A 13,370-nucleotide genomic window follows, 5' to 3' on the forward strand; every position below is an offset into this window, starting at 1 on the left:
TTCCCGCCGCACGCGAAAGGCCCCCGCAGCGCGCTGCGGGGGCCTTCCGGCTGTGTTCGTCGGCTACAGGTACTGGCCGAGGTTGGACTCCGTGTCGATGGCCCTGCTAGCGCTCGACGACTTGCCGGTGACCAGCGTGCGGATGTAGACGATCCGCTCGCCCTTCTTGCCCGAGATACGGGCCCAGTCATCGGGATTCGTCGTGTTCGGCAGATCCTCGTTCTCGGCGAACTCGTCGACGATCGAGTCGAGCAGGTGCTGGATGCGCAGACCCTTCTGGCCCGTCTCCAGCACCGACTTGATCGCGTTCTTCTTCGCCCGGTCGACGACGTTCTGGATCATCGCGCCGGAGTTGAAGTCCTTGAAGTACATGACTTCCTTGTCGCCGTTGGCGTAGGTGACCTCCAGGAACCGGTTGTCGTCGATCTCGGCGTACATCCGGTCGACGACCTTCTCGATCATCGCCTTGATGGTCAGCGAACGGTCGCCGCTGAACTCGGCGAGATCGTCGTCGTTGATCGGCAGCTGCTCGGTGAGGTACTTGCTGAAGATGTCCTGCGCCGATTCGGCGTCCGGCCGCTCGATCTTGATCTTGACGTCCAGGCGGCCGGGCCGCAGGATCGCCGGGTCGATCATGTCCTCACGGTTGGAGGCGCCGATCACGATGACGTTCTCCAGCCCCTCGACGCCGTCGATCTCCGACAGCAGCTGCGGCACCACGGTGGTCTCCACATCGGAGCTGACGCCGGTGCCGCGGGTGCGGAAGATGGAGTCCATCTCGTCGAAGAACACGATCACCGGGGTGCCCTCGGACGCCTTCTCGCGCGCCCGCTGGAAGATCAGCCGGATGTGGCGTTCGGTCTCGCCGACGAACTTGTTCAGCAGCTCGGGGCCCTTGATGTTGAGGAAGTAGGACTTCGCCTCGCGCGCGTCGTCGCCGCGCACCTCGGCCATCTTCTTGGCCAGCGAATTCGCCACCGCCTTCGCGATCAGCGTCTTGCCGCAGCCGGGCGGACCGTAGAGCAGCACGCCCTTGGGCGGGCGCAGCGAGTACTCGCGGTAGAGCTCCTTGTGCAGGAACGGCAGCTCCACCGCGTCGCGGATCTGCTCGATCTGACGGCCGAGGCCGCCGATGTCGTTGTAGCTGACGTCGGGCACCTCTTCGAGCACGAGGTCCTCGACCTCGGCCTTGGGGATGCGCTCGAAGGCGTAGCCGGCCTTGGTGTCGACCAGCAGCGAGTCGCCGGGCCGCAACTTGCGCGGCCGGTTGTCGTCGTCGTTGTCGGTGTCGGCGTCGGGATCCTCGGGCAGGTGCTCGGCGGCCACCAGCGGCTCGGCCAGCCACACGATGCGCTCCTCGTCGGCGTGACCAACGACCAGCGCCCGGTGCCCGTCGGAGAGGATCTCGCGCAGCGTGCTGATCTCGCCGACCGACTCGTACGTGCCTGCCTCGACGACGGTGAGCGCCTCGTTCAGGCGGACCGTCTGCCCCTGCTTGAGTCCCTCGGTCTCGATGTTCGGTGAGCACGTGAGTCGCATCTTGCGGCCGGAGGTGAACACGTCGACCGTGTCGTCGTCGTGGGTCCCCAGCAGCACGCCGTATCCGCTCGGCGGCTGCCCCAGCCGGTCGACCTCCTCGCGGAGCGCCAGCAACTGCTGGCGGGCCTCTTTGAGAGTTTCCATCAGCTTGGCGTTGCGCGCCGCGAGCGAGTCGATCCGCGCTTCCAGCTGATGGACGTCACGCGCGGTGCGCAGCCCGCTCTGAGGGCCGACGGCGTTCTCCAGCTGCTCGCGCAGCATGGCGGCCTCTCGGCGCAGCTGTTCCAATTCGGCAGCATCATCGCTGGACATCGGGGTCCCGAAACCGTCCGAGAAGGCTTCCGAACGATCTGACTCACTCATACCGAACTCCCTCCCGCACCGAATATTGGTGCAGTAACAACTTCAACGCTACCGGCGATTCAGCCTTTGTGTGCGGTGTAGCAATGGGACACACCAGCATCACTGTTAACGTAAGAAAGCGTTGGACCCTTCGAAAGGACAGTTGTGATCCTGAAAACCCTCGTAACCGGCATGGCAGCGGCCGCCGTTGTCGGCGCCGCCGCGGTGGGTGTGACCTCGATTGCATCCCCTGCGATCTCGTCCGCTTCGCCTGTCGCCTTCGGTGCGCCGGTTCCCACCGCACCCGCGCCGGAGATCTCCGGCGAGCTCACGCAGACGGTCAACGCCCTCGGCTCCGGCGGCTCCTTCCGCGGCAAGTCGCCCTACATCCAGGGCCTCGGCCGGTTCACCGGCAAGGGCGCCGAGATCAAGTACAACGACGCCGTGGCGAAGGGCTACCTGCCGCTGAGCGCCACGGTGGCCAACCCGGACCTCAACGGCAACCTGGCGACCGCCAACGTCACCGCGACGCTGGCCAACGGTCAGGTCCGCTCGATGCCGCTGTCGTTCGTGCGCGGCCCGAGCCCCACCGGCTGGCAGCTGTCGAGCCAGTCGCTGTTCGCCCTCGGCGACCTGGTGGGCTGACGATCCGCCGTATCAGCACCGTCATCCTGAGCGCCGTCACCATCCTGGTGGCGGCGTTCGGGCTTGTCGGGTGCAGTGCCGACGCGCCGCGACCGGCGCAGGCCCCACCTCCGCGCAGCTCGCCCGCCGGTCCACCGCCGCCCCCCGGTGCCGCGCCGCTGCCGCCGCCGAGCGCACTGACCGACGTGCTCTACCGACTGGCAGACGTGAACGTGCCCGGCGTCGAGAAGATCACGTTCGTCGAGGAGGCCACCAACGCCGACGCCGAGGCGCTCGACCGCTTCGGCCGGGCGCTCACCGACAACGGCTACAACCCGATGACCTTCGACGCCGCCGATCTGGCCTGGTCGGAGTCAGACCCCGGCAACGTGACCGCGACCGTGATCGCCAGGACCCCGGCGGGCCGCGAGGGCGGCGACTTCACCTACCCGATGGAGTTCGCGCGCACGCCCGACGGCGGCTGGCAGCTCACCCACGAGACCGCCGAACTGCTCTTCGAACTCAACGCGCCCGCCACGCCGGCGCCACCGCGCTGAGGCCCCGCGACATGTGGATCGGCTGGCTGGAGTTCGACCTCCTGCTGGGCGACGTGCACTCGCTCAAGCAGAAGCGGTCGGCGGTGCGGCCGCTGGTCGCCGAACTCGCACGCCGTTTCGCCGTGTCCGCGGCCGAGGTCGGCGCGCAGGAACTGCATCGCAGGGCGAGCGTCGGCGTGGCGATGGTGGCGGCCGACCGGGCGCATCTGGTCGACGTGCTCGACGCCGCCGAGCGGCTGGTGGCGGCGCGCCCTGAACTGGAACTGCTGTCGGTACGGCGGGGCCTGCGCCGCAGCACCGACGAATGATCAGCTGCCGAGCTGCCGTTTGCGGCGCAGCGGGATCGGCGCCACCGCGCCGGGCGCGAGCCGGCGCGCGCTGATCAGGAACGCGGTGTGGCCGCGCATGGTGTGTTGCGGGCGGACCGCCAGGCCCACCACATACCAGCCGCGCTGCATGCTCTCCCACGCCCGCGGTTCGGTCCAGCACTGCTGCTCGCGCAGCGCCTCCACGGCCCGCGAGAGTTGCGTGACGGTGGCGACGTAGATCATCAGCACCCCGCCCGGGACCAGGCTGCGCGACACCGTGTCGAGCACCTCCCACGGCGAGAGCATGTCCAGCACCACCCGGTCCACTTCCGGGCCGGAGTAGTCGTTCACGTCGGCGATGACCAGGTCCCAGTTGGGCGGACGCTCGCCGAAGAAGGTGACCACGTTGCGTTCGGCGTGCACGGCGTGGTCGTCGCGCACGTCGTAGGACGACACGTGGCCGCCGGGGCCGACCGCGCGCAGCAGCGAGCACGTCAGCGCACCCGAACCCGCGCCCGCCTCGAGCACCCGTGCGCCCGGGAAGATGTCGCCCTCGTGCACGATCTGGGCGGCGTCCTTGGGGTAGATCACCTGCGCGCCGCGCGGCATCGACATCACGTAGTCGACCAGGAGCGGGCGCAGCACCAGGAACTGGTCGCCGCTCGTCGACTTCACCACGCTGCCCTCGGGCAGCCCCACCACCGAATCGAGCGCGATGATCCCGCGGTGGGTGTGGAACTCGCGGCCGGGCTCGAGCAGCATCGTGTAGTGCCTGCCCTTGGCATCGGTGAGTTGCACACGGTCACCGACAGCGAAGGGACCGGTGCGGCGCATAGCCGTCAAGCCTGCCAGGGGACGCGCCGCCGCGGGTGCGCGGGGTTGTCGGGGGCCCGTCCTAGGCTGCTGTGCGTGAGCAGCGAACGGGGTGGTGTGCGGCGGCCCGCGCTGTCCCCGTCGCGGGCCAGCGATTTCAAGCAGTGCCCGCTGCTGTACCGCTTTCGGGCCATCGACCGCCTCCCCGAGCCCACCTCTCCCGCGCAGCTGCGTGGTTCGGTCGCGCACGCCGCGCTCGAGCAGCTGTATTCCCTTCCCGCCGAGCAGCGCGGTCACGACACCGCGCAGGAACTGGTCGGCCCCGCGTGGGACCGGGTGGTGGCCGAGCACCCCGGCCTCGTCGCCGACGTCGACCCCGCGTTGCGCACCGCGCTGATCGACGAGGTGCGCAAGCTGCTGTCGGGCTACTACCGCCTCGAGGACCCCACCCGGTTCGACCCGCAGTCCTGCGAACAGCGCGTCGAGGTGGAACTCGCCGACGGCACGCTGCTGCGCGGATTCGTCGACCGCATCGACGTCGCCGCCACCGGTGAGCTCCGGGTGGTCGACTACAAGACCGGAAAGGCGCCGCCGGAGGCACGCACGCTGGCCGAGGCGAAGGCGCTGTTCCAGATGAAGTTCTACGCCGTCGCGCTGATGCGGTCCCGCGGCGTGCTGCCGGCCCGGCTGCGGCTGCTCTACCTGGCCGACGGCCAGGTGCTCGACTACTCCCCCGACGCCGACGAGCTGCTGCGCTTCGAGCGGACACTGTCGGCGATGTGGCGGGCGATCCAGGCGGCGGGCGTCTCGGGCGACTTCCCGCCCAAGCCGTCGCGACTGTGCGACTGGTGCGCCCATCACGCGCACTGCCCGGCGTTCGGCGGCACGCCGCCGCCCTACCCCGGCTGGCCCGCCGTCATCGACGACGGCGACCCCGACGCGGTGCTGCAGACGGCGGCGGAGCCCGCTGCGTGATCGACTGCCTCTACCGCCGCCTGCCCGGCGGCGGGCCCGCCGGCGAGCTGTTCGAGTCCACCGACGGCACCCGCAGCAACTGGGCCGCCGACATCCAGCACGGCTCGCCGCCGCTGGCGCTGATGACCCGCGCCATCGAGGATCTGGCGGCAGGCACGCCGCTGCGGATCGGCCGGCTCACCCTCGACATCCTGGGCGCCATTCCGGTCGCGCCGGTGAGGGTGCGTAGCCGGGTGTCCCGGCCGGGCACGCGGATCTCGATGATGACGGCCGAGATGACCGCCGCCGCACCCGACGGCGCCGAACGGGTGGTGGCCCGCGTCACCGCCTGGCTGCTGGCCACCAGCGACACCCGCGAGGTGGCGACCGATCGCTACCCGCCGCTCGTCGAGGGCGACGCGATACCGGTGCCGCACAGCTGGGAGGGCGCGCGGGGTTACCTCGAGACCGTCAGGTGGCGCCGCCAACCCAGCGCCGACGGCGACGCCGCGGTGGCCTGGCTCAGCCCGCTGGTGCCGCTGGTCGACGACGAGGAGACCACGGCGGTGCAGCGGCTGGCGATGGTGGTGGACTCGGCCAACGGAGCGGGCGCAGCCCTGGACCCCGAGCGGTTCATGTTCATGAACACCGACACCACCGTGCACCTGCACCGGCTGCCGACCGGTTCGGACTTCGCACTGCGGGCGCGCGGCTCGATCGGTCCGGACGGTGTCGGGGTCACCACCGCCGAGATCTTCGACCGGCAGGGGTTCGTCGGCACCAGCGCGCAGACCCTGTTGGTGCAACGCCGGTGAGCGAAGATCTGCGTTGGCAGTTCGACCTGGTGTGGGCGCTGGCCGAGCTGCACCTCGACGCGCTGGTCGATGACGACTTCCTCTGGGAGCCGGGCGAATCGGTGTGGACGGTGCGCCCGGACGACGACGGCAGGTGGCGGCCCGACTGGGCGGACACCGAGCCCGAACCCATCCCGGTACCCACCATCGGCTGGCTCACCTGGCACATCGACTGGTGGTGGTCGGTGACGCTCGCCCACGCGCGCGGCGGTGCAGTACCCGAGCGCACCGACGTGACGTGGCCCGGTTCCGGTTCCTCGGCGGTGACGCGGCTGCGCGAGCTGGCCGCGACCTGGCGGGCGCTCCTCGCGGGTCTCGGCCCCGACGACCTGCACCGGCCGTCCGACTTCCCCTGGGGCACTGACGCCGGCCGCACCGTGATCCACACCGTGCTGTGGGTGAACGTCGAACTGACCAAGAACATCTCGGAGATCGGTCAGCTTCGGCTGCTGCGCCCGATCCGCCGAACGTGAAGTTATTGCTGAAGAATCGGCCGATCATCGCCATCTTGCTCACGTTCGGCGCGGGCGTCTTTATATGTACTTGCTTCTATATAGACGTCATGCAATATTAGAGGGCATGGACGTATTCGAGGCGGTGGCGGAGCCCAACCGACGGGCACTGCTCGACGTGTTGACCGACGGCGAACGCACGGCGGGCGATCTGGTCGCCACGTTGCCCGGACTGACGCAGCCGACCGTGTCGCGACACCTGCGGGTGCTGCGCGAGGTCGGCCTGGTGGAGGTGCGCCCGGACGCCCAGCGCCGCATCTACGCGCTGCGCGCCGACGGCCTGGTGGCCGTCGACCAGTGGATCGAGCGCTACCGCCACTTCTGGGCCGGTCATCTCGACGCGTTGGAGCAGCACCTGCGGACCACCCACGGGAGCTCGGAATGACCGGCCGCGACGGCACCCTCACGATCGACGGCGCCCGCGCGGTACTGCACTTCGAACGCCGGCTGCCCTACCCCGTCGAGGCCGTGTGGTCGGCCATCACCGACCCCGCCGAGCGGAAGCAGTGGTTCGGGCCGACCACCATCGACCCGCGCGAAGGCGGCACCATCGAAATGGTCGCGACCGGTCCGCCGCTACCCGACGACCTCAAACGCATGACCGGCCGGATCCTCGTGTGGGATCCACCGCACGTGCTGGAGCACGAGTGGAGGCAGCAGATCGTCGAGGACGGCGTGGTGCGCTACGAACTGACGCCCGACGGCCCCGACGCGACCGTGTTGCGGTTCACCCATCGCGGGCTCGGCGTGCGCAATGCCACCGGCTTCCGCGGCGGCACCGAGGCCTTCCTGGATCGGCTGGAGGCCCACCTCGGCGGCACCGCGTTACCAGACTGGACCAACCGGATGCGGAGACATGATGCCTGACAACCACTTCGACGTCGGTGCGCCACGAATTGCGGTGGCCTACCACTCCGGATTCGGGCACACCGAGACGCTGGCCCACGCCGTCGCCGCGGGCGCCCGCGACGCCGGCGGCGACGTGACCCTCATCGCCGTCGGCGCGATGTCCGGTGCCGACTGGGACACCCTGGACACGGCCGACGCGATCATCTTCGGCACGCCGACCTACATGGGCAACGTGGCCGCGGCGTTCCAGGCGTTCGCGGAGAAGACCGGCAGGCGCTGCCAGGAAGGCACCTGGAGCGACAAGGTGGCGGCGGGGTTCACCAACTCCGGCGGCAAGAGCGGGGACAAGTTGCAGACGCTGACCTCGCTGGCGGTGTTCGCCGCCCAGCACCACATGCATTGGGTGAACCTCGGATTGGTGGCAGGCTGGAACAGCTCGACCGCCGGTCCCGACGACCTCAACCGGCTCGCGTTCTTCCTCGGGGCGGGCGCGCAGACCGACGTCGACGCCGGCCCGGACCGGGTGCACGGGTCCGACGCCCGGACCTGCACCCACCTCGGGCAGCGGGTGACGATGGTGGCGCGCCAGCTCGAGGCGGGCAGGCACGCTATGACAGCGGCTTCAGATCCTGCAGCAGCGTCGGCACCAGTTCACTGACGGTCGGGTGGATGTGCATGGTCCGAGATATCGCCGTGTAGGGCAGCTTGGCGGTCATCACGTCGAGGATCGAGTGGATCACCTCGTCGCCGCCGACACCGAAGATCGCCGCGCCGAGGATCTCCTCGGTCTCGGCATCGACGACGACCTTCATGAAGCCCTGCGTCTCGCCCTTCTCGACGGCACGGCCGACGCGCGTCATCGGGCGTTTGCCCACCAACGCTGTCCGGCCCGACGCCCGCACCTGGTCGACCGACATCCCGGCACGGCCCAGCGGCGGGTCGATGTACAGCGCATAGGTGGTGATGCGGTCGCTGACCCGCCGGGGGTCGTCGTCGAGCAGATTGGCCGCCACGATCTCGAAGTCGTTGTACGACGTGTGGGTGAAGGCGCCCTTGCCGTTGCAGTCCCCCATCGCCCAGATGTGCTCGGCCGTGGTGCGCAACTGGTCGTCGACCACGACGTAGCCCCGCTCGTCGGTCTGCACGCCTGCGGCGTCGAGGCCGAGGTCGTCGGTGTTCGGCACCCGCCCGACGGCGACCAGGAGGTGGGTGCCGGACACGGCGTCGGCGCCGTCGTGCGGTGTCACCTCGAACCCGTTGTCGCGCTTGGTGAACCGCATGTCCCCGGCGCCCACGATGATGGTGATGCCCTCGGCCTCGAGGACCTCGCGGACGGTGGCCGAGACGTCCTCGTCCTCCCGCGATGTCAGCCGGGGGCCCTTCTCGATCACGGTGACCTCGGCGCCGAACCTGCGGTACATCTGCGCGAATTCGAGCGCGATGTAGCTGCCCCCGATGATCACCAGATGCTCGGGCACGGTGTCGAGTTCGAGGATGCCGACGTTGGTGAGATAGTCGATGTCCGCCAGGCCCGGCAGGTCGGGGGCCACCGCGCGGCCGCCGACGTTGAGGAAGACGCGGTCGGCGGTGAGGATCCTGCCGTCGACGTCCACGGTGTGCGGATCGGTGAAACGGGCGTGGCCGCGGATGAAGGTGCAGCCCGCCATACCCTCCAACCACGACTCGACGCCATGGCGGTCGTCGAGCATGATCTTGTCCTTGCGGGCCTTGACCTTGGCCATGTCGACGGCGACGTCGCCGGTGCCGATGCCGTAGTCGGCGCCGCGCCGGGCCAGGTGGGCGGCGTGCGCGCTCGCCACCAGGGTCTTGGTGGGGATGCATCCGTAGTTGACGCAGGTTCCGCCGACCAGCTTGCGCTCGATCACCGCGACGGTCTGGCCCGCCTCGGTCAACCGGCCGGCCAGCGGCGGGCCGGCCTGCCCGGCGCCGATCACGATCGCGTCGAAATGCTCTGCCACAGGACTCATTCCGGGTTTCAGCTCAGATCAGGCTGACGAGGAACACGATCAGGAAGCCGCCGCCGACAGCGATGACGTCCTCGATGATCGCACCGGGCCGGTCCTTGCCGCCGTTGGCCGCCGCCAGCCGCGACCGCAGCTCCGCGCCGCCCAGGGTGCCGAGCACCGCGCCGATGATCCCCGCGCCGATGGAGCTGAAGGTGTGGAAGAACGCGCTGCCGATCACCGCACCGGCGAAGGCGCCCATGAGGATGCGGGTGAGGAACTGCGGCGTGGTCTTGCGGCTCGGCGTCTTCGGCAGCTGGTCGGTGATCAGCTCGACGACCAGGAAGACGGTGAGCACCGCGACGGTGATCGGATGTGCCACCCACTCCGACCATTTGCCGTCGACGTCGATCCAGCCCAGCAACGCACCCCAGGCCACCACCGCGGGCGCCGTCAGCGCGCGCAGCCCCGCGATCACCCCGATCAGCAGCGCGAGGACCAACACCAGGACATGGGTCATGCGTACCTCCGAGGCGGGCGAAATGTCCTCCGGACGCTAACACGCAGACCGCGACGGGGCCCGGCTATCTAGAAGCGGCAGAACCTGATGTCCGAGGCCAGGATCGCCTTGGCTCCGATGGCGGCGATCTGGTCCATGATGGCGTTGACGTCGCGGCGCGGCACCAGCGCCCGCACCGCCACCCAGTCGGGGTCCGCCAGCGGTGCGATGGTGGGTGATTCGAGTCCGGGCGTGACGGCGGTCGCGCGGTCGAGCACTGTACGCGGGCAGTCGTAGTCCAGCATCAGGTACTGCTGGCCGAACACCACGCCCTGCACGCGGGCGGCCAGCTGGTCGCGGGCCGCCAATCTGTCGTCGGCCGGACCGTCCTGCTCGATCAGCACCGCCTCCGAATCGCACAGCGACTCACCGAAAGCCGTGAGATTGTGCTGTCGCAGCGTGCGGCCCGAGCCGACCACGTCGGCGATCGCGTCGGCCACCCCCAGCTGTACCGAGATCTCCACCGCGCCGTCGAGCCGGATCACCGCGGCGTCTATTCCCCGCGCCGCCAGGTCTTTCCGCACGAGGTTCGGGTAGGCGGTGGCGATCCGTTTACCGGCCAGGTCCGCCGCCGTCCAGTCCCGGCCCGCTGGTGCGGCGTAGCGGAACGTCGACGAACCGAAGCCGAGCGCCAGCCGCTCGCGGACCGGCGCGTCCGACTCGGCGGCCAGGTCGCGTCCGGTGATGCCGAGGTCCAGCTGACCCGAGCCGACGTAGATCGCGATGTCCTTCGGGCGCAGGAAGAAGAACTCGACGTTGTTCACCGGGTCGATGACCGTGAGGTCCTTGGGGTCGGTGCGCTTGCGGTAGCCGGCCTCGGCCAGGATCTCCGCGGCGGACTCGCTCAGCGCGCCCTTGTTGGGAACCGCGACCCGCAGCATCGATGAGCCGCTTGCGCGAAGAGAATCTGTCACCGCGCTCACAGCTTCCGGTAGACGTCGTCGAGGGACAGCCCGCGGGCCAGCATCAGCACCTGGGTCCAGTACAGGAGCTGACTGACCTCGTCGGCGAGCGCCTCGTCACTCTCGTGTTCGGCGGCCAGCCAGACCTCGCCGGCCTCCTCGAGGATCTTCTTGCCGAGGCCGTGCACACCGCCGTCCAGCGCGGCGACGGTGCCGCTGCCGGCGGGCCGGCTGCGCGCTTTCTCGCTCAGCTCGGCGAACAGGGCGTCGAAGGTCTTCACGGGCAGCAATTGTCCCATGCGGGGTCAGACGGGCCGCCGCCGACCGCGCTCAGGTGGTTGCTTTGGGCAACTCGTCGCTCTTGAGGATCGAGCCGTGCATGTCCTCCAGCGACACACCCTTGGTCTCCATCACCCACCGCCACACGAAGAGTCCGGACAGGATCGCGCACAATCCGTAGAACCCGTAGGCCAGACCGAGGTGTTCGCGCAGGCCGGGGAACGAGACGGTGATCAGCCAGTTGGCCGCCCACTGGCCGGCGGCGGCCAGGCCCAGCGCGGCGGCGCGGATGCGGTTGGGGAACATCTCGCCGAGCAGCACCCAGACCACCGGTCCCCACGACATGCCGAACGCGACGACGAACAGGTTGGCGGCGATCAGCGCGATCACGCCCGACGCGCCGGGCAGGCTCGGGGTGCCGTCGGGCCCCACGGTGGCGTTGGCGAAGATGACCGACATCGTGATGAGGGTGACCGCCATGCCGGAGGATCCGATGAGCAGCAACGGTTTCCGGCCGATCTTGTCGATCAGCGCGATCGCGATCAGGGTGGTCAGCACGTTGATCACCGACGTGATCACGGTGTAGATCGCCGACTCGTCGGCGCTGAAGCCCACGGCCTGCCACAGCACGTTCGAGTAGTAGAAGATCACGTTGATGCCGACGAACTGCTGGAAGATCGACAGCCCGAGACCCACCCAGACGATGCCGTAGATGCCACCGGTGGGCTTGCGCAGGTCGCGCCACGACGGCTTGTCCTCGCGCTCCAGGGTCTCCCTGATGCGCGTGATGGTGATCTCCAGGTTCTTCTGCCCGAGCAGCATGTTGAGCACCCGGCGGGCTTCCGGGATCTTGTGACTGGCAACGAGATACCGCGGCGATTCGGGGATGGTGAAGGCCAGCGAGCCGTACAGCACAGCGGGCACAGCCATGGCCAGGAACATCCAGCGCCAGGCATCGAGGCCCAGCCAGAGTGGCTCGTTCGGTCCGCCCGCGGTCCACTGCAGGAGCCAGTTGATGACGAACGACAGGAAGATGCCGGAGACGATCGCCAGCTGCTGCAGCGAACCCAGCCTGCCACGGATGCCCGGGGGCGAGGTCTCGGCGATGTAGGCGGGCGCGATGACCGACGCGACGCCGACACCGATGCCGCCGACCACCCGGAAGACCACCACCCACAGCACGTCGGGCGCGAGGCCGGTGCCGAAGGCGCTGATCAGGAAGAGCACCGCGGCGATCTTCATGACCGCAATGCGGCCGATCTTGTCGGCGATGCGTCCCGCCGTCATGGCGCCCACCGCTGCTCCCAGCAGCGCCGAGGCGACGGCGATGCCCAGCTCGGTGTTGCCGATGCCGAAGTCCTCCTGGATGGAGTCCACCGCACCGTTGATCACCGCGCTGTCGTAGCCGAACAGCAGGCCGCCGAGCGCGGCCACCGATGCGATGCGCACCGCGGTCTTGCCCGAGGAGAAGTCCTCGTCCGAGACCGGTAGGTCGTCGCCTACCGGAGCTCCACCCTGACCTGCCATGGGATTTCCTTTCCGCAGCGCTGCGTGGAATCACTCGTTCCCACGATTGCACAATTCACACCTGCGCACGGGCTGTTCGAGGCCGGTAGCCCGTGACGATGCTCAGGCGCTGCGTTCGGAGAGCTCGGCGGTCAGCTCGGCGTGGATGGCACGAAGGTCGTCGACACCCAGGCCGCGCAGCGATCGTGCGTGGCGCCGCCCCGGGCCTGCGGGCACCGCGATGTCGTTGGGCACCACCAGCACCGGGCACCCCGCGGTCTCGGCGGCCGCCGTGCCGGTGACCGAGTCCTCGACGGCCAGACACCCGCCCGGCGGCAGTCCCAGCAACTCCGCCGCGCGCAGGTACGGATCCGGCGCGGGTTTGCCGTGCGCCACCTCGTCGCCGCATACCGTGGCCGAGAAGTACTGTCGGCCAATGCTTGTGAGCGCCTTGTCGGTGAGCGCTCGCAGCGTGTTGGTGACCAGGACCATCGGCACCGCCTCGGCGGCCAGCGCATCGAGCAGTTCCCCGGCGCCCTCGCACCAGGGCAACCCCTGCTCGAACAGCTCGCCGGTGCGGTCGTGCAGCCAACGGCTCGTCTCGGCCATCGCCTGTGGGTCGGGCTCGAGGCCGAGGTCGGCGAACACGGTGCGCATGGTGTTCTCCGCCGAACTGCCCACCAGTGCCTGACGCACCTCGGTGCGCAGTTCACCGCCGAACCGGGCGTAGAGCGCTTCCAGCGAGATGTCCCACAGCTTCTCGGAATCGACCAGGGTGCCGTCCATGTCGAGCAGCACGGCCTGCACG

17 protein-coding genes are annotated in these 13,370 nt (G+C 69.3%); 9 read left to right on the forward strand and 8 right to left on the reverse strand.

Annotated features, from left to right (window positions below; all coding sequences use genetic code 11):
* Nucleotides 1-63 precede the first annotated feature (63 nt).
* Nucleotides 64-1,902, reverse strand: a complete 1,839-nt coding sequence (arc, locus tag AB0K11_RS20455) for a proteasome ATPase (RefSeq protein WP_364980930.1) — start codon at nt 1,900-1,902, stop codon at nt 64-66.
* A 144-nt stretch (nt 1,903-2,046) separates the two neighbouring features.
* Here arc and AB0K11_RS20460 point away from each other — a divergent pair, with 144 nt between their 5' ends.
* Genes AB0K11_RS20460 through AB0K11_RS20470 form a run of 3 tightly spaced genes read left to right on the forward strand, consistent with a single transcriptional unit; the run spans nt 2,047 to nt 3,370 of the window.
* The gene (locus tag AB0K11_RS20460; protein ID WP_364980933.1) at nt 2,047-2,526 is read left to right on the forward strand and encodes a hypothetical protein; all 480 of its coding nucleotides are present in this window, start codon (nt 2,047-2,049) and stop codon (nt 2,524-2,526) included.
* Between the two features lie 47 nt (nt 2,527-2,573).
* Entirely contained in the window at nt 2,574-3,062 is a 489-nt protein-coding gene (locus tag AB0K11_RS20465) for a hypothetical protein (RefSeq protein WP_364980936.1), read from the forward strand.
* 11 nt (nt 3,063-3,073) lie between these two features.
* Nucleotides 3,074-3,370 carry a DUF503 family protein gene (locus AB0K11_RS20470; protein ID WP_364980939.1) on the forward strand — a complete coding sequence of 99 codons (297 nt, stop codon included), beginning with the start codon at nt 3,074-3,076 and terminating at the stop codon, nt 3,368-3,370.
* On the opposite strand, the gene AB0K11_RS20475 is transcribed toward AB0K11_RS20470, so the two are convergent.
* A complete protein-coding gene (locus AB0K11_RS20475; protein WP_364980941.1) occupies nt 3,371-4,204 on the reverse strand; it encodes a tRNA (adenine-N1)-methyltransferase in 834 nt (277 codons plus the stop codon).
* Between the two features lie 75 nt (nt 4,205-4,279).
* Here AB0K11_RS20475 and AB0K11_RS20480 point away from each other — a divergent pair, with 75 nt between their 5' ends.
* The 6 genes from AB0K11_RS20480 (at nt 4,280) to AB0K11_RS20505 (ending at nt 8,010) form a co-directional block, all read left to right on the forward strand.
* On the forward strand, nt 4,280-5,158 hold the full coding sequence (locus AB0K11_RS20480) for a RecB family exonuclease (RefSeq protein WP_364980943.1): 879 nt from the start codon (nt 4,280-4,282) through the stop codon (nt 5,156-5,158).
* Nucleotides 5,155-5,952 carry a thioesterase family protein gene (locus AB0K11_RS20485; protein ID WP_364980946.1) on the forward strand — a complete coding sequence of 266 codons (798 nt, stop codon included), beginning with the start codon at nt 5,155-5,157 and terminating at the stop codon, nt 5,950-5,952. Before AB0K11_RS20480 ends, AB0K11_RS20485 begins: the two co-directional genes overlap by 4 nt.
* Entirely contained in the window at nt 5,949-6,464 is a 516-nt protein-coding gene (locus tag AB0K11_RS20490; RefSeq protein ID WP_364980949.1) for a DinB family protein, read from the forward strand. Before AB0K11_RS20485 ends, AB0K11_RS20490 begins: the two co-directional genes overlap by 4 nt.
* 106 nt (nt 6,465-6,570) lie before the next feature.
* Nucleotides 6,571-6,888: a metalloregulator ArsR/SmtB family transcription factor gene (locus tag AB0K11_RS20495; RefSeq protein WP_364980952.1), complete on the forward strand. Its 318-nt coding sequence runs from the start codon at nt 6,571-6,573 to the stop codon at nt 6,886-6,888.
* Nucleotides 6,885-7,370 (forward strand): SRPBCC family protein, encoded by a 486-nt coding sequence (locus AB0K11_RS20500; RefSeq protein ID WP_364980955.1) that lies wholly within the window; start codon nt 6,885-6,887, stop codon nt 7,368-7,370. The genes AB0K11_RS20495 and AB0K11_RS20500 overlap by 4 nt, the downstream gene beginning before the upstream one ends.
* Nucleotides 7,363-8,010: a flavodoxin family protein gene (locus AB0K11_RS20505; RefSeq protein ID WP_364980959.1), complete on the forward strand. Its 648-nt coding sequence runs from the start codon at nt 7,363-7,365 to the stop codon at nt 8,008-8,010. The genes AB0K11_RS20500 and AB0K11_RS20505 overlap by 8 nt, the downstream gene beginning before the upstream one ends.
* Here AB0K11_RS20505 and AB0K11_RS20510 read toward each other — a convergent pair.
* From AB0K11_RS20510 to AB0K11_RS20535, 6 genes are all read right to left on the reverse strand, one after another.
* Nucleotides 7,961-9,340, reverse strand: a complete 1,380-nt coding sequence (locus AB0K11_RS20510) for an FAD-containing oxidoreductase (RefSeq protein WP_364980962.1) — start codon at nt 9,338-9,340, stop codon at nt 7,961-7,963. The two genes, AB0K11_RS20505 and AB0K11_RS20510, sit on opposite strands and share 50 nt — an antisense overlap.
* Before the next feature lie 13 nt (nt 9,341-9,353).
* Nucleotides 9,354-9,836, reverse strand: coding sequence for a DUF4126 family protein (locus AB0K11_RS20515; protein WP_364980965.1), 483 nt, complete (start codon nt 9,834-9,836; stop codon nt 9,354-9,356).
* A 68-nt stretch (nt 9,837-9,904) separates the two neighbouring features.
* Entirely contained in the window at nt 9,905-10,756 is an 852-nt protein-coding gene (gene hisG / locus AB0K11_RS20520; protein ID WP_364980968.1) for an ATP phosphoribosyltransferase, read from the reverse strand.
* A 38-nt stretch (nt 10,757-10,794) separates the two neighbouring features.
* Nucleotides 10,795-11,076 carry a phosphoribosyl-ATP diphosphatase gene (locus AB0K11_RS20525; protein ID WP_364980971.1) on the reverse strand — a complete coding sequence of 94 codons (282 nt, stop codon included), beginning with the start codon at nt 11,074-11,076 and terminating at the stop codon, nt 10,795-10,797.
* A gap of 31 nt (nt 11,077-11,107) precedes the next feature.
* The gene (locus AB0K11_RS20530; RefSeq protein WP_364980974.1) at nt 11,108-12,583 is read right to left on the reverse strand and encodes a sugar porter family MFS transporter; all 1,476 of its coding nucleotides are present in this window, start codon (nt 12,581-12,583) and stop codon (nt 11,108-11,110) included.
* A gap of 102 nt (nt 12,584-12,685) precedes the next feature.
* Nucleotides 12,686-13,369: an HAD family phosphatase gene (locus tag AB0K11_RS20535; protein ID WP_364980977.1), complete on the reverse strand. Its 684-nt coding sequence runs from the start codon at nt 13,367-13,369 to the stop codon at nt 12,686-12,688.
* Nucleotide 13,370 lies beyond the last annotated feature (1 nt).

The sequence above is a fragment of the Mycobacterium sp. NPDC050551 genome (genome assembly GCF_040674075.1).
Taxonomy (GTDB): domain Bacteria; phylum Actinomycetota; class Actinomycetes; order Mycobacteriales; family Mycobacteriaceae; genus Mycobacterium.